This window comes from Bacillota bacterium, assembly GCA_012727955.1.
In the GTDB taxonomy this organism is placed as follows: Bacteria; Bacillota; Limnochordia; order DTU087; family JAAYGB01; genus JAAYGB01.
Genome location: JAAYGB010000016.1, coordinates 1 through 23929, shown reverse-complemented (window position 1 = coordinate 23929; position 23929 = coordinate 1). Strand labels below are relative to the sequence as shown.

Here is a 23929-nt window from a genome sequence, read left to right as displayed (position 1 = left end):
TGGAGGTTTTCCTCTTTGAGTGTGGTAGTACTATGGTGGCTATGATCTGCCGGAAGAGAGGTAAGGTCTGTGGCAGAAGTATTGGTGAAAACTCAGGGAATCAGTAAGGAGTTCTCGGGAGTCCGGGTCCTCAATAATGTTAGTGTCGAGATTTACCGGGGAGAGATTTTCGGACTGATCGGTGAGAACGGAGCGGGAAAATCAACCTTCATCAAGATTCTCAATGGAACCCATCGCCCCACGGAAGGTGAGGTTTTCTTTGAGGGGAAAAGGGTAAATATCAGTGGTGCCGCAATGGCCCAGGCCATTGGCATCAGCACGATTCCCCAGGAATTCAACCTAATCAACCACCTTACTGTGTACGAGAATATCTTTTTGGGCAAGGAGTATCGCAAGGGGTGGTTCCTGGACAAGAAAGCAATGGTTCGCCGTACCCAGGAGCTGATGCAGGAGCTGAACACAGTCATTGATCCCGAAGAGAGGATCGAGAATCTCAGCGTCGCCCAGAAGCAGATGGTGGAAATTGCCAAGGCGATAGCCTATGACTCAAAGCTTCTAATTATGGATGAGCCTACGACCGTTTTGACCCCTGTCGAAATCGAGATCCTATTTAGGTTGATGAAAAGGCTGCGGGATGCAGGAGTTACTATTATTTATATCTCCCACAAGCTCGATGAGGTCAAGGAGATCTGTGATAGGGTGATGATCCTGCGGGATGGCGAGGTAGTCAGTATTGATTCCACGAAATCCCTTACGGAACACGAGATGGCTACCAGAATGGTGGGGCGAGAACTCTCGCAGATTTTCCCCGCTAAAGGTACACCGGGTCAGGAAGAGGCATTGTCCGTTGCAGGGCTGACCGTTCCAGGAGTTATCGAGGACATTTCCTTTACCCTGCATCGAGGCGAAGTCCTGGGCTTTGCTGGGTTGGTGGGAGCGGGACGGACGGAGATGGCTGAGGCCTTGATGGGGCTGCGGCGAGTATCAAAGGGTCGCATCGTCATCGACGGTAGGGAGAGGGTGATTCACTCACCGGCTCAGGCTGTCAGCAACGGATTAGCCTACCTATCGGAGGACCGGCAGGGAACGGGGATTCTCACCGGTTTTGATGTCACCAGTAACACCACCTTGGCGTCCCTGGAAAAGTATGTCAAGGTGCTGATCAATCACCGGAAGGAAAGGGAAACGGCACAATCTTATGTCGATACCTTCAATATCCGGATTAATTCCCTGCGGGACAAATTGGAGCACCTCAGCGGCGGGAACCAACAGAAGGTATCCTTGGCCAAGTGCCTTGATACCGACCCGCAGATTCTGATTATCGATGAGCCAACCCGGGGCATCGACGTCAATGCCAAACGGGAGATTTATCGATTTATCGCTGAATTGGTCGCTACCGGAATTTCCTGTATTCTCATTTCTTCGGAAATGGAGGAGATTCTGGGACTGTGTCACCGGGTGGTGGTGATGCGATCGGGGAAAATCGCCGGTATCTTAGACCGAGACGAACTCAGTGAAGAGAATATCATGCTCTATGCCACGGGTTTGAAGGAGGGAGTTGCCTAATGGAAAAGGCTCGCAGCTTTCTTCGCAGAATCGACGTGGAGAAGTATGGAGCGTTATTTGCTTTAGCAGTCTTATTTATCATCTCAGCACTAGCGAGTCCATACTTTCTTCGAACCCGAAATCTCCTGAACATTCTGCGACAGGTTTCTTATACCGGTATTATTGGATTGGGTATGACCTTTGTGATTATCTCCGGGGGCATAGACCTGTCAGTGGGGTCAATGACCGCGCTGGTGGGTGGAGTGATCATTCTCGCTCTCAACCATTTTGGGGGCGGGGTGTCGGCAATTGTTCTTGCCGGTATCATTGGACTGCTCTTTGGAGCAGTGTTGGGAGCGATCAATGGACTGATCATCACCAAGGGTAAAGTGGCTCCCTTTATCGTCACTCTGGGAACGATGTCGCTGTTTCGTTCCATCACCCTGTACATCAGTGGTGCCGGGGAATTTCGTTCTACCAGTAATCTCTATCCCCAATTGGGGATGGGATACATATGGGGTCTACCGGTTCCTGTTTGGATCTTTCTTCTGCTAGCTGTTTTGTATGCTGTAATTCTGAACAAGACCCGGTACGGGCGGTATGTCTGTGCCGTGGGATCCAATGAGAGGGTGGCCCAATACGCCGCGATCAACGTTGATCGGGTCAAATTGATTTCATATATCATTACCGGAATCAGTGTGGGGATCACCGCCATCTTACTGAGTTCACGGCTTAACTCAGTGAGCTCCTCTAACGCAGGTCTCAACTATGAGCTGGATGCCATCGCTGCGGTGGTCATCGGCGGCACCGCCATGTCTGGAGGTGTCGGTACCATCAGTGGCACGGTGATCGGTGCTGTTATCTTGGGGATTATCAACAACATGCTCAACATGTTGGGAGTTTCTCCCTACCTCCAAGGCGCAGTCAAGGGCTTGGTGATCATCGGCGCTGTCTTGATCCAGCGTAAGAAACGCTGAGCCTTGTCAAGAAATATCTCACCTAAAGGAGGCGATGGATTCACTCTGCGGAGAGATCTTAAAACCGGGTTCTACGAGTAATTGAAAAGTACGGGAGGCGGATTAGAATGAGAAGATTTAGCTCTGTATTAGTTCTCTTCCTAGTAGTATTTCTCACGTTGAGTGCTGGAGCCTTTGCCAAAGGTCTGCACATCGGGGTCGCGATCCCATCGGCTGACCACGGATGGACCGGAGGCGTGGTCTATTGGGCACAGAAGGCCATTGCAGATTGGGAAGCGAAGAACCCAGATCTGCGGTTCTCGCTGGTTACTGCCAACTCTGCCGCTGAGCAGGTTGGTCAAGTGGAGGACTTGATGGTTAAGGGTATCGATGCCCTAGTCATCCTGGCCCATGAATCGGCTGCCTTGACTCCAATTGTTGAGGAAGTCAGAAAAGAGGGTATCTACGTTGTTTCCGTTGACCGAGGTCTAACCAAGGATGTGCAGAACGTTTATATTGCCGGTGACAATCCGGGAATGGGACGGAATGCGGCACAATGGCTGGCCCAAAAGCTTAACGGCAAGGGCAAAATCGTGGTTTTGGAAGGGATTCCTGGCGTAATTAACAGTGAGCGCGTTGATGCCTTCAACGCGGTCATGGCTGATTATCCCGGAATCGAGATCCTAGACTCGCAGCCGGCATACTGGTCGACCCAGCGGGGTCTAGAAGTGATGGAGAACTACCTGCAGAAGTATCCTGAGATCGACGCGGTATGGACCGGTGACGACGACGTGCTCAAGGGAGCACTCCAAGCTTACCGTGAGTCTGGTCGCAGAGATATCAAGTACTTCTTTGGCGGTGCCGGGTCGAAGGATATCGTCAAGATGATTCTCGATGGTGATGAGTTGGTCCAAGCCAACGTTACCTATCCACCCTCAATGATCGCCTCTGGTATTTCTCTAGCGGTATATGGGGCTTCCGGGGAGCCGCTGCCAGGCTTCTATCAGCAGGAAATTCCAGCTCGGATTATCCTGGCTGCTGAGTTGATTACCCAGGAAAATGCAGAAGATTACTACTTCCCAGATTCCGTTTTCTAAGGGTAGCCCTACGTGCTAGGAGGATTGGGAACGGGTCTGGCGTCTGCCAGGCCCGTATTCCTTATTTATCGTGTACACGGTGTAGTTTGTAGCCCCAGGTAGGTTTGACTTATCAGGTACCAAAATCTTGGGAGGGGTATTGTGCGAAAGCGATTTTTGACCTTAATGGTATTGACGCTGGTTGCTATTGTGACCATGGGAGTTACCGCAGTCAACGCTAAGACCCTAACTATTGCACTCCAAGATGAACTCAGTGATTTGGACCCTGGTTTTGGTTCCACCATCGCGGTCAACGAAAAGGTGATCAACCTGATCTTCGATGGCCTGGTGGAGTACGGTGAAGGTTTAGAGCTAATTCCTGGGGTGGCTAAGTCCTGGGAGATCAGTGAAGATGGCACCATCTACACCTTTTATCTCCGTGAGGGAATTACCTTTCACAACGGACAGCCCCTAAGGGCAGAGGATGTTAAGTTTACCTTTGAACGAATCCTTGATCCCGATGCCGGCTCCGGACAGCGAGCCAAGGTGCAGTTGATTGACAGGATCGAAGTGATTGACCAGTACACCGTCCGCTTCTACCTGCAGGAGCCCTATTCTCCGTTCCTGTTGGCGATGACCTTTGGGATCGTCCCCAAGGACTATGTGACTGAAGTGGGCAGAGACTACTTTGCTCGCAACCCCATTGGTTCCGGACCCTTCAAACTGACGGAATGGCGCTCAGGGGATCGAGTGGTTCTGGCGGCTAACCCCGATTACTACTTGGGTAAGCCCAATTTGGATACCGTAGTCATTCGACCCATTTCCGAGCCCACGGTCCAGGCCATCGAACTGAAAAGCGGTGGAATTGATGTCGCCACCCACCTGGGAGTGCCTCAGCTTGAGGAGTTGTCAGCGGATTCGAGGTTTGAGGTCGTCTCGGCTCCAGGAACCTCCCTGGATTTCATCGGGTTTATGAACACGCTGCCTCCCTATGACAACGTAGATCTGAGGCGTGTTCTTTATATGGCAACCCCCTTCACTCAAGCTGTGCCCTCGATGTACAACAACATTGGGGTTCGGGGCTATTCTTGGATTTCCCCAATGCTTTGGCCCGATGACTCGGAGTATATGAAGGCCCACGCGCTGGAGTATAATCCCGGGGAAGCAAAGCGATTGTATGAGCAGTTGAAGGCCGAAGGGGTTGTGGCCGATGATTTTGTGGTAGACGTTTGGGTGGCATCCTCCTCAGGACCGCAACTGCGGTTGGCGGAAATCATGGTCACCTCTTTGCAGCAAATTGGCATTAGAGCCAGGACCCAGGTCATTGAATTTGGCACCTTGATGGATAAGATGGCTGCAGAGGAGACCGGGGTCTATTTCTTCGGGTTTGGTTCCGATGCGGATCCAGATTTCTGGTTGTATCGCTGGTTCCATTCCGAAGGCTCCCTCAATTTCTCAAAGTATGCTGATCCCGATGTGGATCGGTGGTTAGATGAGGCCCGAGCGGTCACCGATCAAGAACAGCGGGGAGAGTTGTACAAACAGGTGTTGAGGCGGGCGTTGACCGAGGACTATATCCACATTCCCTACGCTTTCCTCAATGATACACTGGTGTACAACAAGCGAGTCACAGGACTGAGAGCCGGGTTCCCTGGACACATCCTGTTGATGAGCCCAATTGCCAATGTCGATGTAGTCGAATAACCCTAGGATTTAGTTGTGTTGAAGGCAATGGCCCTCCCGCGTAGTCGGCGAGGGTCACTGCCTATCTGGGGGGAGGTAAACCTGTGCTTAGGTATGCGCTAAAACGCTTGTTGTGGTTGATACCGGTGCTCTTAGGCATCTCGGTGATCCTGTTCATCGTCTTACAATTGACCCCAGGAGACGCCGCTACCCTTCTCTTGGGACAAAATCCCGATCAGGAAGTAGTGGCTAAGCTGAGGGAGATTTATGGGTTGAATGATCCCTTACACATTCAATACCTCCGCTTGATGCGCAACTTGTTTACGGGACAGCTCCAATCAATCTACTATAAGAGTTCAGTGCTCGACCAAATTAGCCAACGGATGCCGGCTACAATCGAGTTGGGACTCTTTGCTATGCTTATTGCCGCAGCTGTCTCCTTACCCATCGGGATTGTGGCTGCGGTCAAGAAAAATACCCCCTTGGATTACATCGGAATGATGCTGGCCCTGGTGGGAGTATCGGTACCGGTTTTTTTCACCGGAGTCATTTTGATGTATTTGTTGTCGGTTTACTGGAATCTCCTGCCGTCATCGGGATATGGGGGACGGATTTGGACCGCATCGGGTTTGCGCCACATCCTTTTGCCCGGTGTAGCCTTGAGTACTGTGTTGATGGCCAGCACCAGTCGGCTGACTCGCTCATCGATGCTGGAGGTATTGCAGTCCGACTACGTGCGCACGGCGAAAGCCAAGGGGCTAGCCGATAGAGTAGTGGTACTGAAACATGCCTTTCGCAATGCTTTGTTGCCGGTATTGACCAACTTGGGTAATCAATTGGCGGAAGTTCTCGGTGGTGCCGTGTTGACTGAGACGGTGTTTTCCTGGCCGGGAGTAGGGCGGTTGGCGGTGGATGCGGTGTTTCATCGAGATCACCCCTTGGTTTTTGGGACGGTACTCTTTCTGTCGGCGATCTATGTGATCACTAACCTCATCGTTGACCTTCTGTATGTGGTAGTTGACCCCAGGGTGACCTATCACTAGTGCCAGCGGGGCAGGGGGTCGGAAGAGGTGCTGACTAGTCTGTCAGGACAGGAGGCGAAGCCTATTGCTGTTTCCAGTATTTATCTTGTTCAACGTCGGTGCTCTGGCCTTGGCTCTTCTAGTGGATAAGCCCTACATTCTCCCCTGGGAACGAGTTGTGGGGGTGTGTGGGGTAGGACTGTTTACCATCATCGGCATTTGGATCTATCGGGCTAGCCGAAGGGATCCCCATACCAACTTCAATCTCATTCGCCGCAAACTTCTGGCCAGTAGGGGTGCTTGTCTAGGTCTCGTGGTTGTGGTTGCCACCTGCTATCTAGCGATTTTAGCTCCCATGCTGGCACCATACTCCCCCTATGAACTAGATTTTATGAGTCTTTCCCAAGCTCCCTCGGCAAAGCACTGGTTTGGCACCGATGAGATGGGACGGGATGTTCTCAGTCGGGTAATGTATGGCAGCCGTGAAGCTCTAGCTGTGGGAGTGGCGGCGGTATCGCTGAACATTTTCCTGGGCGTAACGCTGGGGATGATTGCCGGCTATTTCGGTGGCAAAGTCGATAATGTGATTATGCGGGGGATAGAGATTTACAGTTCGATCCCCTTCGTACTGATGGCAATTGCTCTTATCGCTGCCCTTGGCGCCAGTACCCTGAATCTGATTATCGTGGTGGGAATTACTGGACTGATGGACTTTACCCGGATCGTCCGCTCGGCGGTAATCGGTGAGAAAAACCAGGAATATGTCGAGGCGGCCAAGGCGGTGGGAGTGCGAGATGGGGTCATTATTGTCCGCCACATCCTGCCCAATTGTCTAGCTCCGGTCATTGTGCTAACCACCTTGCGGATTGGCTCAACCATTCTCACGGTGGCTGGTCTCAGCTACCTGGGGTTGGGAACTCAACCTCCTAATCCCAGTTGGGGAGTGATGCTCAACCGAGGTCAGGAGTACCTAGCCATCTCGCCCTGGATGGCGCTGTTTCCCGGGTTGGCTATCGTGATTACGGTAATGGCCTTTAATCTCCTGGGAGACGGCTTCAGGGATGCCCTTGACCCCAAGTTAGTTCGCTAGACCTGGCAGTAAGATGGGCAAGTGGTCTTAGTACTTACCGCCTAGAGAATTTCTACAGAGAGGAAATCCTTTGTGAATGCCAATACTGCAATTATTGAAGTGATGTTACCGATCCTCTTGGGGTTTGTGATGCAAAGGGCCAAGGTTTTTGGGGCGCGGGAAGAGGAGGTCCTCAGGGATTTTGTCGTCAAGTTTTCTGTACCCCTGATGATCTTCTATTCAATGTATACCAGCAACCTGAGTCAGTTACCCCAAATGATGACGATGGTAGTGGCCTTGTTCTTGATGACAGTGCTGATGGCGGTGCTGGCTCTCATCGGAACTCGCTGGCTCCCCTTGAGTGTAGCCAAGAAACGAGCGGTGGTCCTGGCCATCGCCTTTGGAAATTACGGTTGGATCGGCTGGGCAGTGGTGGAGAGCTTTCTCGGCACCGCGGGATTGACCCAGGCCATTTTCTTTACGTTGTTCTGGTGGCCTATCTTCTATTTGGTTGGTGCCTTTGTTGGCACCGATGGAAACTTGAAGTCCTTAGATCGGGGGATGCTCAGGAAAATTTCCCTGGGGACATTGCCAACCCTTGTTGCTGTCCTGGTGGGACTTGGGGTCAATTTGGCCCCTTGGAGTCTTCCCGGGCCGGTGGAGAAGACAGTGGCAGATTTCAGCGGTATGACGGTGCCTTTAATTCTCTTTTCCGTGGGGCTGCAGATGCGGCTGGATCGTCTGGGAGCCCTGTACAAGCTGGGGATTGGCATCTCCTTGGCTCGTTCTCTACTCGGGGCCATCGTCGGGTGGATTGTAGCGGTGGTCTTGAACCTGAATGAATTGTCAGCTGCGGTGGTCCGGATCGAAGGGGTTATGCCGGTGGCGACCGTTGTTCCTGTCTTAGCCAGCTATTTTGACTTCGACCAAGACACGGTAACCACCAGCATCGTGATTTCGACGATCTTGGCGATAGTGATGCTGCCCCTGTGGGCGAAGGTGCTGCTTTAGGAAAGCCCCTGGGGAGAGAAGTACTGCGATGGGGATGGTGAGGTAGTGGCGATCTTTGGAGTTGATATCGGGGGGACTAAGACCGCGGTGACCCTTGGCGATCACCAAGGCAATATTTTGGACAAAATCAGGTTTCCCACGGAGACCGACAAGGGCGTGGATCACACCCTGGAAAGGATCTACCAGGGTGTAGAGACTCTAGGAGCAGCCTATCCCGGGTCCCTAGCTGATCCCGTGTTTGGGATTTCCTGTGGCGGGCCCCTGGACAGCAAGCGGGGCTTGGTGCTGTCACCGCCAAATCTGCCAGGGTGGGATGGGATTCCCATCACAGAGCTCTTGGAGAAACGGTTTTCCGGCCGGGCCTTTTTGATGAACGACGCCAATGCCTGCGCTTTGGCAGAATGGCAATTTGGTGCGGCCCGGGGTTATGCCAATGCCATCTTCTTGACCTTCGGAACGGGTATGGGAGCAGGGCTGATCCTGAACAACCAGCTGTACACCGGCACCAATGATTTGGCTGGCGAGGTGGGTCATATCCGTTTGGCGGAATCAGGACCCATGGGGTATGGCAAGGCCGGCTCTTTCGAGGGTTTTTGCAGTGGAGGCGGACTGAAAAACCTAGCCACGACTTACATTCAAGAAGCCTGGGCCAAGGGGGAGCGGGTGGGATTTTGTCCCGATGAAGGGGCCCTTGTCGCGCTAGATGCCAGGGTAGTGTGCCAGGCTGCCAGTGAGGGCGATAGGCATGCCCTGGAGATTATTGGGACTTCGGCTAAATACCTGGGCAGGGGATTGGCCCTTTTGATTGATTTACTCAATCCCGAGATCATTGTGATCGGCAGTATCTACGCCCGCAATGAAGCGCTGTTTTACCCTGTGGTGAAGGAAGTATTGGAGGAGGAGTGTCTTCCTGGGGCCCTGGCGCAATGCCAAATCGTCCCGGCCAAATTAGGGGAGCAGGTGGGGGATATCGCCGCCATCGCCACGGCCTTCTACGGCCTGAAGCAGCTGGAGGCCTAGCTGTCTACCCTAGGCTAGTTTGGCCAAAGGGAAAGTGAACTGGGAGGCGAAGCTTGGGCGCAGGGGATTTCAATCTCAAGCAGGGGAGGGCTTCAACAGACATGAAGAAGGAAATCTTTGCCGTCGGAAATGCTCATTTGGATCCAGTGTGGCTGTGGCAGTGGGGAGAGGGACTGCAGGCAGCTAGGGCCACCTTTCAGTCGGCCTTAGATCGGATTGCTGAGCATGATGAATTTGTTTTCACCTGTGCCGGTTCCGGGATTTACCAGTGGATTGAGATCACCGATCCTCAGATGTTTCGGGAGATTCAAAGGGCGGTAGAAGAGGGACGTTGGGTTCTGGTGGGAGGATGGTGGCTGCAGCCAGATTGCAATATCCCTTCGGGAGAGAGTTTTGTTCGGCACAGCCTCTATGGGCAACGCTATCTCCTAGAGAAGTTCGGGCGTTGTGCCACCGTTGGTTATAACGTTGACAGCTTCGGCCACAGCTGGAGCCTGCCGCAGATTTTGCGCAAGAGCGGGATGGACAGTTATGTCTTTATGCGTCCTGGTCCCCATGAAAACCCTGACATTCCCGGACGCCTCTTTCGTTGGGAAGGTCTCGATGGCAGTAGCGTCTTAGCCTTTCAAATTCCCTACCAGTACAACCTAGAGGGCGAGAGACTGGCCCAACGCTGGGAGGATATCGTCGAGGAAGCCAATGACCAGCAACCGATGATGCTCTTCTATGGGGTGGGAAACCATGGGGGAGGTCCCACTAAGGCCAGCATCGCTTTCTTAGATGAGAAGAAAAAGGGCGATGAAGTATCCCTTCGGTTTAGCAGTCCCGAGGAGTACTTTGCTCGGGTCAGAAAACTAGGAATCACACCTCCGGTGTATCCCAACGAGCTGCAGCACCATGCCAGCGGGTGTTACTCTGTTCACTCCGAGATTAAGCGAGATAATCGCCAAGCTGAGGCGGCCTTAGAGGCGGCAGAAAAATGGGCTGTAATCGCGGCGGCCAATACAGAGTATGCCTATCCAGCTCAGGAGCTGACCCGCGCTTGGCAGGGTGTCCTGTTCAATCAGTTCCATGACATCATGGCCGGTACTTCGCTGGAATCGGCTTACATTCAGGCGAAGAATCTTCACGGTTATGCTTTGCAGTTGGGTGATGAAGTCGGGGAGTTTGCCCGACAGGCCATTGCGGGCCAGATCGATACCACCAGGCAAGAGGGAGTTCCTTTGATCCTGTGGAACAGCACCTCCTGGCCCCGAACCGAGGTGGTCACCGCAGAACTACAGTGGCGGGAGCAGGAAATTGAGGTTGTCGATCTAGAGGGTAACCCCATTCCCACGCAGGTGATGGCGCCAGAGGCAGCTATTGCCCCCGGCTCCCGGGTGAAAATAGCCTTTCCTGCCACCGTTCCCGCCTTGGGATATCGGGGCTATTGGGCTGTCCCCAAGGTGAGAACCACCGGCAATGACCCTTCTGCAGTAATAGTACGTACCAACGGGATGGAGAACCAGTATCTGCGGGTTGAGTTTGACGTTGCCACCGGAGCCCTCATAAGTCTCTTTGACAAGACGCTGGGTCTGGAAATGCTGGCCAGCCCCGGTCGGGCTGTGGTTTGTGACGATGACAGCGACACTTGGAGCCATGGAGTTTTCTCCTTCCCGAATCAGGTGGGGCAGTTTGACGGGGCGGAAGTGAGGATTATGGAGGCTGGTCCTGTTCGAGGTAGGATTCGTATCATCACCAAGTTCCAAAACTCCACTCTGCGCCAGGATTACATCCTCGCGGCGGGTTGTCGCTATCTGGACTGCCAGGCAACTATCGACTGGCGGGAACAACACCAGCTGATGAAACTAACCTTCCCGGTCAATGTCACTGAACCTACGGCTACCTATGAGATTGCCTACGGCCACATTACTCGCCCCTGTGATGGGGAAGAGGAGCCGGGCCAACGTTGGGTAGACTTGACGGGCACCCACAGGGCTAGTGGCACCACCTGTGGTCTGACCTTGGCCAATGACTGCAAGTACAGCTTTGATATCACCGATAGTGAGATTCGCATGACAGTATTGCGCAGTCCCGCTTACGCCCACCACATCCCCCGGCGGCTGGAGCCCGGCGATGAAGTGGAGTATATCGACCAGGGACAGCAGCGCTTCGCTTACCGGCTGTTGCCCCATCGGGGAGGAATTAGTTCCGGAGAATTCTCCGCACCAAGGGCCGGTGTTGAGCTAAACAGCCCCTTGGTGGTCAGGGAGGACTATCGTCACAGTGGTCCCTTGGCACCGGAAGCCTCCTTTGGCAGCACCTCGCAACCCCAGGTGCATCTGGCAGTGGTGAAGCAGGCGGAAGATGGCCAACAGGCCATTGTGATCCGGGCTTGGGAAACCAGCGGGCAGGACTTGGCGGAACCGGTTGCCATCTCGGTGATGGGATACCGGTTTACAGCGAAATTCCTGGCCCACGAAATCAAGACCTTCCTTCTATCCCAGGGATTAGTGACAGAGACAGACCTCTTGGAACGGCCCCTTACAGACTAACTAAGAAGCATTACAGAGCCCAGTATGGGTCATGAAATCTCATAGAAGTTCATCGATGAAAAAGCTGAGGCGTCGGGAAAACCCGACGCCTCATTATCTAAGGGTAAGACTATATCGTCATCCCTTGTTTTTGCTTACTCCTGGCCAGCCAACCGCTTGTAGTTCTCGTACCGGGCCAGAACTTCCTTTTCAGCCTTGGCGAACAACCGCTCAGATTCCTCTGGGAAGGTCTGAGTTAGGCTGCGGTACCGGACCTCACCCATGATGAAGTCACGGAACTTGCCGTTGGGTTCCTTGGAATCGAGGATAAAGGGATTCTTACCCTCTTCGGCCAGCAGCGGGTTGTAACGATACAGCGGCCAGTATCCGGAAGCCACCGCTTGCTTACCTTCCTCAGCACTCATCGACATGTTAATTCCGTGGTTGATACACGGTGCATAGGCGATGATCAGTGAGGGGCCACGATAGCTTTCGGCTTCGGACATAGCCTTAACCAGCTGGTTGTAGTTGGCTCCGCTGGACACAGAAGCGACATAGACATAGCCGTAGGACATGGCCATCATGCCTAGGTCCTTCTTCTTGGTCTTCTTACCGGAAGCAGCAAAGCGAGCTACCGAACCGGTCGGAGTTGCCTTGGAAGCTTGACCACCGGTGTTGGAGTAGACCTCGGTATCGAGCACCAGGACGTTGACATCTTCGCCGGAGGCTAGGACATGGTCCAAACCACCAAATCCGATGTCGTAGGCCCAGCCGTCTCCACCGATAATCCAGATGGACTTCTTGACCAATATGTCAGCGTTGTCCTGGATGTACTGGAGCGCGGTAGCGGTGTCGCCGGAAGCAGACTCAAGGGCGGCAGGCAGCAGCGCCTTGATCTTCTCGGCAGCGGCACGGGTGTTATCAGCACTCTCGGGATCCTCTAGCCAAGTGCCAAAGGCTTCCTTGAGCTCAGCGGAAATGTCTGCATTGAGCAGAGTCTCCATCTTAGCTGCCAAGGCGGCTCTTTGTGCCTTGTTGGCCATCAACATGCCATAGCCAAACTCAGCGTTGTCCTCAAAGAGGGAGTTACCCCAAGCAGGACCATGACCCTTCTCGTTGACGGTGTAGGGGCAAGTTGGGGCCGAACCACCGTAGATTGAGGAACAACCGGTAGCGTTGGCGATGATCATGCGGTCACCAAAGAGTTGGGTGGCCAACTTGATATAGGCAGTTTCGCCACAGCCAGCACAGGCACCGGAGAACTCAAAGAGCGGTTGCTTGAACTGACTACCCTTGACGGTATTGACGTTGAACTCGATGTCCGGGGTGGGAAGAGTCATTGCGTAATCCCAGTTATCGGCCTCAGCCTCAAGCCGAGCTGCGAAGGGCTCCATTGCCAGGGCCTTCTCCTTGGCCGGACATACCTGGACACAGACGCCACAACCGGTACAATCCAGAGGACTGACCTGGATGCGATACTGGTAACCGGCAAAATCACGGCCAACGGCCTTCTTCATCACAAAGCCCTCAGGGGCCTCGCCAGCTGCTTCATCCTTGACCAAGAAGGGACGAATGGCAGCATGGGGACAGACGAAGGAGCATTGGTTACATTGGATACAATTTTCCGGTATCCAGCGGGGAACGTCGATGGCGATTCCTCGCTTCTCATAGGCCGTAGTACCGGTGGGGAAGACACCGTCGGGAGTAAAGGCGCTAACCGGTAGGTCATCACCCTTCTGGGCAGCCATGGGCTGAACGATATCCCGCACAAAATCCGGAACCTCAGCGGTAGCCGCTGCTTCTTCAGTGGCGTTGATCCAGCTGGCCGGATAGTCGATCTGGACAACTTCCTCTACGCCACGCTCGACAGCCGCATAGTTGGCCTGAACGATCTTTTCGCCTCGACGGCCGTAGGTGTCCTTGATTGCCTGTTTCATATAGTCAATGGCATCGTCGACGGGAATAACGTTGGCAATCTTGAAGAAGGCTGCCTGCAATACGGTATTGATCCGACGACCCAGGCCAATCTCAGTGGCAATCTTGACGGCATCGATGTTATAGAAGCGCAGCTTCTTCTCGGCAATGGTTCTGCGCAGCGAGGCCGGGAGGTGGGTCTCCATTTCCTCTACCGTCCAAGGAGAGTTCAGGAGGAACACGCCGCCCTCTTTAATGCCATCGAGCATATCGTAGCGAGTCACATAGGACGGATTGTGACAGGCAACGAAGTCCGGTTGATCGATGAGATAAGGTGACTGAATGGGCTTTGGCCCAAACCGTAGGTTGGAAATGGTAATTCCGCCAGACTTCTTGGAGTCATAGACGAAATAACCCTGGGCGTACAGGTCGGTATGGTCACCAATGATCTTAATGCTGTTCTTATTAGCACCAACGGTACCGTCGGAACCCAAGCCCCAGAACTTACCCTGGAACAGGCCTTCGTAGGAGGTGTCAACGGGCTCACCGATGGGTAGAGAAGTGAAGGTGACATCGTCAACGATTCCTACGGTAAAGTGGTTCTTCGGCTCTTCAGCGGCAGCATTCTCGTAAATGGGCACGATCATGGTCGGGTTGAATTCCTTAGAACTCAGACCATATCGGCCACCGAGGACGCGGATATCCTTCTTGCCGGCCTCGGCCAAGACAGTCTGGACGTCTTGATACAAGGGCTCGCCGGCTGCACCGGGTTCCTTGGTGCGATCCATGACCACCACGGTCTTGACGGTCTCGGGCAAGACATCAAGGAAGTACTTAGCGGAGAAGGGTCGATACAAGCGAACGGTGATGACACCGACCTTCTCGCCCTTCGCGAGGAGATAGTCAACGGTTTCCTCGACGGCCTCGGCGCCGGAGCCCATGATCACGATGACGCGATCTGCGTCGGGGGCACCGTAGTAGTCAAAGGGCTTATACTGACGACCGGTAATCTTGCCAACCTCAGCCATTACCTCGGCAACGATGTCCGGAACAGCGTCATAGTAACGGTTGGCGGCTTCGCGGTTCTGGAAGAAGATGTCAGGGTTCTGAGCTGTACCCCGCATGTGGGGCCGCTCGGGATTGAGGGCACGCTTGCGGAACTTGGCAATAGCCTCGTGGTCGACCAAGGGTGCCATTTCCTCGTAATCGATGACATCGATCTTTTGAATCTCGTGAGAGGTTCTAAAACCGTCAAAGAAGTGGAGGAAGGGGATGCTGGACCGTAGAGTAGCCACGTGGGCCACCAAGGCTAGGTCCATAGCCTCTTGCACCGAGGCAGAAGCCAGCATTGCCCACCCAGTCTGACGGGCGGCCATCACATCAGAGTGATCGCCAAAGATCGACAGGGCATGGGTAGCTACTGTCCGGGCAGTCACGTGAAAGACCGTTGGCAGCAGCTCACCGGCAATCTTGTACATGTTAGGGATCATGAGTAGTAGACCCTGCGATGCGGTAAAGGTTGTGGTCAACGCGCCAGCGGCTAGGGAACCGTGAACGGCTCCGGCAGCTCCAGCTTCGGACTGCAACTCTGCTACCCGAACAGTCTGGCCAAAGAGGTTCTTGCGGCCGTTAGCTGCCCAGTCATCGCAGACTTCTCCCATGGGAGAAGATGGAGTGATGGGATAAATAGCAGCTACATCGCTCCACGCATAGGCAACGTGGGCCGCAGCGGTATTCCCATCGATAGTCATCTTCCGCATGATAATATAACGCCTCCTTCAGACAAGTTATTGACAAAATCACATACGAACATAGAAACAAACCCGAAAGGGGTTAATTTGTGACACCCTTCCCCAATTTACTACTATCTGGCGGGCCTGTCAAATTTTGCCGCGGTCAAGCCCCGGCGGGTTGTCTGACTAGCCGGGGAATCGTCACAAACTGCTTGATTAATTGGGTCTGCTCCCTAAGACAGGTTCGCTTTTTTGCTGCCATGTTCCTGCCGCTACTTGGGGTTACTTTGTAAAGAACCCAATTAATTCTGTGCCGGCGCTCTAGTTAATAAAGGCTTTCACCGGAGGCTTCTTCCCTAGAAGCAAAGGGACCCTTGACAGGGAATAGCCACGGAAAGGGAGAAGAATCGAGGAGAACCGATATGAGGGAAAGAGATTGGCACCTTCAGCCAATTTCAAGGTAGGGAATGGGGTCCCAGGGGAGGGTAAGTCATGAAGCTGCGAGTCTTAGTGGGTGGAACCGATAGAGAAAGGGCCAGGAGCTGCTACCAAGAGATCATTTCGGCCCTCGATGGGGCCAGCAGACAACCCTTGTACCTGATTACCGCCAGCCATTTGGTCGGTCGGGCCGAGCGGGAAATCTTGGCTCAATGTGCCGGATTTGACCGGCTTCGGATCGTGACCTTGCCCCAGCTGGCCTTGGAGATTTTGCGACAACAGGGTCACTGCGTCCAAGTGGCCTCTGGGCTTGAAAGCCGTCTGCTGCTGCGGGCTGCCATTGACGATGTGGCAGACCAGCTTTTCTATCTCAAAGAAGCAGCCCATCGCCAGGGATTTGCCAATGCCGTAGGTGAAACTTTGGCGGAGATCCGATCCTTAGGGATCAGTCTAGAGGAATTTATTGAGTTGGTGGGCACCGAGGGCTTTACCAGTGGACTTCATAGGGATTTGGCCCTGGTTGCCCAAAGCTATCAGCAGCGAATGCAGGAAAAAGATGACAGCCTCAGTCTTCTTGCTCGCGCTCGTCTGGTGTTAAATCGCTTGGAGAGGGATAATCAGTCAGAGATTTCTCCTTCCTGGGAGAGCAGCTGGAGACAGGCTAGGGTATGGATCCTGGGTTTGTCACTTCCAACTCCCTTGGAACTTGCCCTCCTCGAGGAAGTCGCGTTGACCTGTTTTGAGACGACCATTGTCTTGAGTGACGGGGAGACTAGCCAAGATCCACCCACAGCCCTCAAGCAGTGGATGGGGCGATTGCAGGAGAAGGGTTGTTCCGTCTGCAAGGTGCCGTCGGTCAAGGCAAGCTTAGAACCTGCTTTGCTGCCCGCGGTGAAGATCAGGGTTTATGAGGGAGAGCGGGAGGAGATAGCTCACACGGCAGCGCTGATCACAACCTTGGTGCGAGATCAGAAGGTCCGCTGGAAAGACATCAGTGTAGTTGTAGGTGATGAGGCGACCTACAGCCGTGAAATTGCTGAGACCTTTGCCAGCTATGGAATTCCCCATAGTCTGCTAACCTACCGTCGAGGTGGATTTCACCCGCTTATCCAAGGGGCTTTGTTGTTGTTGGAAGCTGTAGATAGTAGATTGGGCCAAGGGCCAGTACTGGACTTGATCAAGTCCCCCCTGTGGCCGGGAACCTTTGACAACAAGTCCCTTCTTGAGCTTTATGCCCGGGCCAATGGAATTTCCGGTGAGTTGTGGATATCGCCGGAGCCCTGGCCCTATCGGCAAACTCTGGAACTGGAAGAGGAACCATGGCAAGCCAAGAACGAAGCTCAGTTGCAGGCACAGGTGGAGAAGGCCAGAGAAATCTTAACTCCCTTGGAAGGACTGTATCGGCGCCTGGCCCCGATTTTCACCGGCGATTCCTCCGTCCAGGGATTGGCAAGGGAAGAGATTCTGGGAGCCCTCTGGGCAGTATTGGAGGAGCTGGATTATTCCCAGTGCCTGCTGGCTGATCAGGAAACAGGTGATGGGATCGACAGGGGAGCAATCAACCATCTGCTATCGGAATCGGTCTTTACAGCCCTTTGGACCCAATTGGTGGAAGCCTTTGATCTGGTGAGGCAGCTGCTGCCGGAAACCGTTAAGGACTGGCGGCAGGTGTCGACCCTATTGCGAGGAGCTATCGACGAGATCCAAATTCCCACCCCCCAGGCCATGGTTGACGAGGTACAGATTCTGTCCCCGGCGCAGACTTTAGAGGTGTCCCACCCTTTCAGCTTTGTCCTTGGGTGCATCGAGGGCGGAATTGATCCTCTTCCCGAGGCCAGGGGCTTGCTTCCCGGTAGCGATCTAATTCGCCTACGTCAAAGGGCCGGGGTTTCCTATCCCGCCAGGATTGAACAGTGGAGGCAGACCCGTGATCTGTACCGCCACCATGTGATTACCTCTGCGACAGAGAAACTGTGGATCAGCTATCCAAAGCAAAGGGGAGATACCGACTGTTACCCCCATGCCTTGGTGACGATGGTTGACCAGAGCTGCTTCGATTGTCAGTGGGAATTTGTCCAGGGGCCAATACCGGTGGAGCAGTTAACGAACTTCGAGGCCGCGGCCCATTCCATTGAGGTTGCCCTGGAGGCCTCAGACCCAGAGACGCTGGCCCCTCGTCTTGATCTGTATCGGTGGATGCTGGAAGATGAGCGGGGACGAAGGGCACTAACCAGGCAGATCATTCCCTTGGCCGATCCTGGAAAATACCGCTTTGATGCCACCTTGGCCCGGCAGTTGTATCGCTATCCCCTGGTAACCAGTATCAGCCAATTGGAGCAGCATTCCCGCTGTCCCTTGGCCCATTGGCTGAGGTACGGACTCAGGGTGCAGAAGCCGACTCAGTACCAGTTGGAGATGATGGACTTTGGCACAATTATCCACCATGGGCTCAAGGAGGTTCTTTTGGAGATTGAGCAACGGGGAGATTCTGTAGGTGGGGAAGAGGTCAGACAGATCGTTGATCGGGTATTGGAGAGGATTTTAACCAACATCAAGGGGGGAATTCTTCACTCCGATGGCCGGCACCGGCAACTGCAGTCCCGATTGCGCACTCGGCTCATCGATGCTGTGGACATCCTATTGACTGAGATGCGCCGATCCCAGTTTAAACCCCTGGCCTTGGAGCTGGAGTTTGGATTCCATCGATCGATACCGGCGCTGCAATTGGACCTTGGTGCAGGAGAGTGTGCCTACCTTCGCGGCAAGATCGACCGTGTAGATGTGGCTGAAATTCCTGGAATTGATGCCAAAGTGGTTCGGGTCTGGGACTATAAGCTGGGAAGCCGAAGGCTAGATCTGATGGATATTGCCGATGGTCTGGCTCTGCAGCTGCTGGGATATCTGCTGTTATTAGTCGAACATGGTCTTGATGGGAAGCCCCTGCTGCCAGGAGCGGTGCAGTACTTCCGGGTGGCCGATGGATTCCTGCCCAGTGACAGCGGCCCGGTATCCGAGGACAAGCGGGCCAAGGAGTGGGAAAAACAGTATCAGCTTTCCGGTCTCTTTGCCGCCGATACCAGAGTCCTCATGGCCCTGGACTCCCAGCTAACCGAAGGGGGCCTTTATCCCTTACGGCTCAAGAAGGATGGGCAAGTGTACTCCCAGGATGAAACAAAGGTAGTGGACTTGTCGCAATGGCCCTTGCTGCTGGGTCAGATTCGCGGGCACATGGTTAATCTGGTCCGAGACATCCTTGCTGGGAATGCTTGTCCCCAGCCCTATCGCCGGGGTAGTCACACCGCCTGCGATTGGTGTGATTATCGGTGGGTTTGTCCCTTTGACCCCAATATCATCGGTTACGAATACCGTGAGGGACGGGTGTTGACGGGAAGGGCCGCTAAGGAATACCTATTTATGGAAGCCAATCACAGGGGAGGTGAGTCCCATGGGCGCCCCTAATTTCACCCCTGAACAGGCGGCAGTGATTTCTGCTCGCAGCGGGGGAGTATTGGTGGCGGCATCGGCGGGGACCGGCAAGACCTTTACTTTGACCTATCGCATTGTCAACCGGATTCTAGATCGTGACAACCCCTTGGACCTGGAGCGGCTCCTGGTAGTCACCTTTACCGATGCCGCTGCCAAGGAGATGCGGGATCGGATCCGGCAAAGTCTCGTCGCAGCCCTGGCAGATCAGCCAAGGAATCGCCACCTGCAGGAGCAATTGGATAAGGTTGGCACAGCTCAGATCTCCACGATTCACAGCTTTTGCCGCAGAATCATCCAGCAATACGCCTACCTGCTGGGTCAGGAGCCTTCGCCTCCGGTGATACCGGCAACCGAAGCTGCGGTGCTGCAAGCAGCGGTCCTGGAGGAGTTATTCGCCGCCCGTTATGAAGCCGACGATGCTCAGTTTATTGACCTTTTGGATAGTTACAGTCGAGGGCTAGGAGATCATCGCCTCAGAGATATAGTATTGAAGGTCTATGAGTTCACCACCAGTTTACCGGACCCAGAGGCCTGGATGGATCACGTGGTGGCTCTGTGGGAGGTAAGTGGGCGGGAACTGTCAGAGCACTTGTGGCTCCAGATTCTCAAGGAACAGGTTGAGGCTCAGTTGGAATGGGCTAAGGTGCAGACAGAGAAGGCAGTGGAGATCTGCCATCAGCCAGGAGGCCCGCAGCATTATTTGCCTCAGTTTACCCAGGATTGGACAGAGGTCCTGGCTGCGCTAGAGGCCGTTAAGGCCGGTAACTGGCAGCAGGTTCCTGGGCTTCTCCCGAGCTTTCCGACACTCAAGGGCAGTCGCAGCAAGGAGGTAGATCCAGAAGCTCAGGCGGCAGCCAAGCAGCTCAGGGATCAGGTAAAAAAAAGGATTAACGAACTAAGAAGCGGTGTTTTCTCCCGCAGCCTCGATAGCTTTGCTCAGGATCTGCCCGAGGACCGTAAGCGAGTTGTCGCGATCCTGGACTTGGTCAAGGCCTTTGCCCGGGACTACACCAGAAGGAAGCGGAGCCTAGGAGTGGTGGATTTTGCCGACCTGGAAAGATTGGCACTAGAGCTGTTGAACACGATCGTTGATGGTAAGGTCATTTTGGCTCAGCGCCTGAGGGACGAATATGATGAGATCTTGATCGATGAGTATCAAGACACCAGTCAAATTCAAGACGAAATCTTGTATCTAATCTCCCGGGATGCTGCGGAAGGCCCTCAGGAGGGATTACCCAATCGGATCCTAATTGGTGACGTGAAGCAGAGTATTTATCGGTTTCGGTTGGCAGATCCGACACTGTTTGTCAGCAAACTGGGAACCTATAGTCATCAACCCGATGCCAAATTGAGACAGATTTCCCTCACCCATAACTTCCGGTCTCGCAAAGAGGTCCTGGAGGCAGTTAACTATGTCTTTCAACAGGTGATGACCCGGCAGGCCGCAGAGATCGACTACACCGAAGGGGATTTCCTTACCGGCGGAGCCCAGTGGTATGAGGATGGACAGGCTCCTTCTTCGAAGAATCCCGTAGAATTGTATCTCTTGGATACCTCAGCTGCCCAGTCCACTGCCCTAGAGGATGAATCCAGCGATGTGGCCATCACTGCGATGGAGCAAGAGGCACGATTTATCGCCGGAAGAATCCATCAGCTGATCGAAGGCGGGTATCTTGTCTTTGATAACAAGACCAAGAAGTCCCGTCCCCTGGAGTATGGCGATATTGCGATTTTACTGCGCTCGCCCTCCAGAGCGGCCGAGACGGTGCGACAGGTACTGCAGCAACAGGGCATTCCTGCCCGATCCCTAGCTGGTGGTCAGCTCTTTGACGGCCCGGAAACCAGGTTACTGGTAGCTTTGTTAGAGCTGATCGATAACGGTCGTTTGGGCCCCCAGCTGGCCAGCGTGTTGCTAAGCCCCATCGGTGGCTTTAGTGTCGAAGAGATAGCCCAGATCAAAGCTGATCATCCTGAGGCAGAACTTGCCGACGCTCTCCAAGCCTATGGTGAGAGTGGATCTGCACTGGGAGAGAAGGTAAAGGACTTTCTCGATAAACTGGCTGACTGGCGCCGAGTTGGCCAGTTGGGGCCCTCCTACTTGATTCGCCATCTCCTGCGGGAGTTGGGACCGGGGGCATTTGTCCAGTACGCTCCCGATATCGATCTTAGGCTGCGTAAGCTGAGACAGGTGGTGCAGTTAGCCGAGGAGTTTGAAGGAACCCATCTGCCGGTGCTATCGGGTTTTATTCGGCATTTGACCAGGCTGCGCAGTGAAGGGGGCTTAGAGACGTCGCTCACGGATCTTGCCTCTAACGCGGTCAAGATTATGAGTATCCATAAGAGCAAGGGATTGGAGTTTCCTGTGGTGTTTGTCGCGGGGTTGGCAAAGCGCTTCAATCTCTCGGATGTTTACGGCGATCTTCAGTTTGACAGTGAAATTGGGATCGCGTTGCGGCATGTGGACACCAATGCCCGGCAGAAGTGGTCTACCCTTAGCTCTCTGGCAGCAGCCTATACCATCAAGGGGAAAATCTTAGCTGAAGAAATGCGGGTTCTCTATGTGGCTATGACCCGGGCCAGGGAGAAGTTAATCCTGGTGGGCAGCGGTGCCAATCCCGCCCAGATGTGTTCTCGGTGGACCGACGGGGTGACACATCCCCACAGGCAATTGCCTACACTGCAATTGCTGGAGGCTAGGTGTATGTTGGACTGGATCGGTATGGCGGTGATCCGGCATCGGGATGGTCACCCACTGCGCCAGTTGGCGGAGTGCAGCAGTGCTCCAGCTAACGTAGAGTTAGCTGGGTATCCCTGTCATTGGTATGTCGGTGTTGGCCCTGAGCCCCAGACACCTCAGGGCAGAGTCGATGTCTCGGCCGGCGACGATGACTCCCAGGATGATCTGGAGATCGCTGGCCATCTTCGCCGCCTACAGCCCCTTCCGAAGCCAGGGGAACTGCCGGATGCAGATTACAGCCAATTGCTAGACTGGCGGTACCCCGATCCAAAGTGGCAAAGGGTAAGAAGAAGTTACGCTGTAACGGACTTGGCACAAAGTGAGGACTTGTCCCCGGCTCAGCGGCAGAGTACCACAGCAGCCCCACGGGGCTCCAAGTTTTCACTACAGCTTCCTCGGCCCAGCTTTTTGGCCGGTGAGTTGGAACGGGGGCTAGGGGCAATGCGGGGTAACGCCGTACACCGCTTTTTGCACTTGGTTTCCCTGGAACAGGATCTGGCTGATTCCAGGATTGTAGCGGAGGTTATCACTGATCTGGCGGCTCAGGGTAGACTGCAACCGGCGGAAGCCAAGCTCATCAATCCTGAGGTGGTAGCTCGCTTCTTTGCTACAGACTTGGGCCAGATGATCCTCGCAGCCGGCACCCAAGTGGAGCGAGAGGTTCCCTTTGCTTTGGCCTTACCGGAGCAGACCGCTTGGGGTGACGAAGATCTCATCGTTGTCCGGGGGATTATAGACATGATCCTGCCATCGCCCCAGGGACTGGTGATTGTGGACTTTAAGACCGATAATGTGGCCCCAGAGGATGTTCCCTATTATGCCCAACGCTATCTTGCTCAAGTGAACTACTACGCACAAGGGTTAACCAGGATTCGCCAAAGCCCCGTAGCGGCAGGATATTTGGCCTTCTTGACTTCGGGAGTCAACTTCCCGGTGCCCATTCTTCCACGAACCTAAATCCTTGCGCCCGTCGCAGGCCTATTGCCTGCGACTATTTTTTTGCCGGAGATGACATCTATTGACATTTTCTTCTGGGCGGGTGATAATGGATATGCTAATGATAATCATTCTCAGGTGCGAGGGCGTTGCCAGCCGATGGCCAAGGAGAGGTGACACTAGATGCAGGTGACTGACACTGTCCTTTGGACCGGGGTATTGGACCCCGATCTGCGAGTTTTTGACGTAGTGATTCCCACGGAATATGGTACAACCTATAACTCGTATTTGATCAAAGCCAAGAAACCCACCCTGATTGATACCGTCAAAGGCAATTTCACCGAGGAGTTCCTGGAGAAATTGACGGCAGCCATCGATCTTGCCGATTTGCAATACTTAGTTGTCAATCACACGGAACCCGATCACTCTGGGGCTGTATCGGAATTGCTGCAGCGGGCTCCTCACCTGAAGGTGTATGGTTCTCCCGCGGCTTTGAGGTTCCTGCGGGCCCAGGTGGGCCGGGACTTTGACTCGGTGGCAGTGAAACATAACGATACCTTAGATTTGGGAGCTAGAAAATGGCGGTTTTGCGTGGTTCGGTGAAGTTCGGTAATGTCGTTTTGATGGGCTTTTCCGGGATTTGGGATTTTGTTCCATTAGGTGTTTTTGGGGCCAATTATGCGTTCTTTGACCCCAAAGTGGCCCCAAGAATCGCGTCCATAACTTCTGCGGCAGCCCTGTCCGCGCTACGTAATTCGTGAACGTAAACGTCTAGCGTCGTACTGGTGCG

The 23929-nt window shown here is 54.0% G+C and carries 13 protein-coding genes; 12 read left to right on the top strand and 1 reads right to left on the bottom strand.

Annotated features, from left to right (window positions below; genetic code table 11):
* The first annotated feature begins 69 nt into the window (after positions 1–69).
* The 9 genes from GX030_03760 (at position 70) to GX030_03720 (ending at position 11916) form a co-directional block, all read left to right on the top strand.
* The gene (locus GX030_03760) at positions 70–1566 is read left to right on the top strand and encodes a sugar ABC transporter ATP-binding protein (GenBank protein NLV91494.1); all 1497 of its coding nucleotides are present in this window, start codon (positions 70–72) and stop codon (positions 1564–1566) included.
* Positions 1566–2522, top strand: a complete 957-nt coding sequence (locus tag GX030_03755) for an ABC transporter permease (GenBank protein NLV91493.1) — start codon at positions 1566–1568, stop codon at positions 2520–2522. The genes GX030_03760 and GX030_03755 overlap by 1 nt, the downstream gene beginning before the upstream one ends.
* A 107-nt stretch (positions 2523–2629) precedes the next feature.
* Positions 2630–3598, top strand: a complete 969-nt coding sequence (locus GX030_03750) for an ABC transporter substrate-binding protein (GenBank protein NLV91492.1) — start codon at positions 2630–2632, stop codon at positions 3596–3598.
* 141 nt (positions 3599–3739) lie between these two features.
* Positions 3740–5281, top strand: coding sequence for an ABC transporter substrate-binding protein (locus GX030_03745; protein ID NLV91491.1), 1542 nt, complete (start codon positions 3740–3742; stop codon positions 5279–5281).
* 83 nt (positions 5282–5364) lie between these two features.
* The gene (locus GX030_03740; GenBank protein ID NLV91490.1) at positions 5365–6303 is read left to right on the top strand and encodes an ABC transporter permease; all 939 of its coding nucleotides are present in this window, start codon (positions 5365–5367) and stop codon (positions 6301–6303) included.
* 64 nt (positions 6304–6367) lie between these two features.
* Positions 6368–7372, top strand: coding sequence for an ABC transporter permease (locus GX030_03735; GenBank protein ID NLV91489.1), 1005 nt, complete (start codon positions 6368–6370; stop codon positions 7370–7372).
* Between the two features lie 72 nt (positions 7373–7444).
* Positions 7445–8362 carry an AEC family transporter gene (locus tag GX030_03730; protein NLV91488.1) on the top strand — a complete coding sequence of 306 codons (918 nt, stop codon included), beginning with the start codon at positions 7445–7447 and terminating at the stop codon, positions 8360–8362.
* A 45-nt stretch (positions 8363–8407) separates the two neighbouring features.
* Positions 8408–9382 carry an ROK family protein gene (locus GX030_03725; GenBank protein ID NLV91487.1) on the top strand — a complete coding sequence of 325 codons (975 nt, stop codon included), beginning with the start codon at positions 8408–8410 and terminating at the stop codon, positions 9380–9382.
* 101 nt (positions 9383–9483) lie between these two features.
* The gene (locus tag GX030_03720; protein ID NLV91486.1) at positions 9484–11916 is read left to right on the top strand and encodes an alpha-mannosidase; all 2433 of its coding nucleotides are present in this window, start codon (positions 9484–9486) and stop codon (positions 11914–11916) included.
* A 134-nt stretch (positions 11917–12050) separates the two neighbouring features.
* Here the strand turns inward: GX030_03720 and nifJ are convergent, their stop codons facing one another.
* Positions 12051–15569: a pyruvate:ferredoxin (flavodoxin) oxidoreductase gene (gene nifJ / locus GX030_03715; GenBank protein NLV91485.1), complete on the bottom strand. Its 3519-nt coding sequence runs from the start codon at positions 15567–15569 to the stop codon at positions 12051–12053.
* A 465-nt stretch (positions 15570–16034) separates the two neighbouring features.
* Here nifJ and GX030_03710 point away from each other — a divergent pair, with 465 nt between their 5' ends.
* The 3 genes from GX030_03710 (at position 16035) to GX030_03700 (ending at position 23742) form a co-directional block, all read left to right on the top strand.
* On the top strand, positions 16035–19439 hold the full coding sequence (locus GX030_03710) for a hypothetical protein (protein NLV91484.1): 3405 nt from the start codon (positions 16035–16037) through the stop codon (positions 19437–19439).
* Positions 19426–23160, top strand: coding sequence for a helicase-exonuclease AddAB subunit AddA (gene addA, locus GX030_03705; protein NLV91483.1), 3735 nt, complete (start codon positions 19426–19428; stop codon positions 23158–23160). The genes GX030_03710 and addA overlap by 14 nt, the downstream gene beginning before the upstream one ends.
* Positions 23161–23322: 162 nt before the next feature.
* On the top strand, positions 23323–23742 hold the full coding sequence (locus GX030_03700) for an MBL fold metallo-hydrolase (GenBank protein NLV91482.1): 420 nt from the start codon (positions 23323–23325) through the stop codon (positions 23740–23742).
* Positions 23743–23929 lie beyond the last annotated feature (187 nt).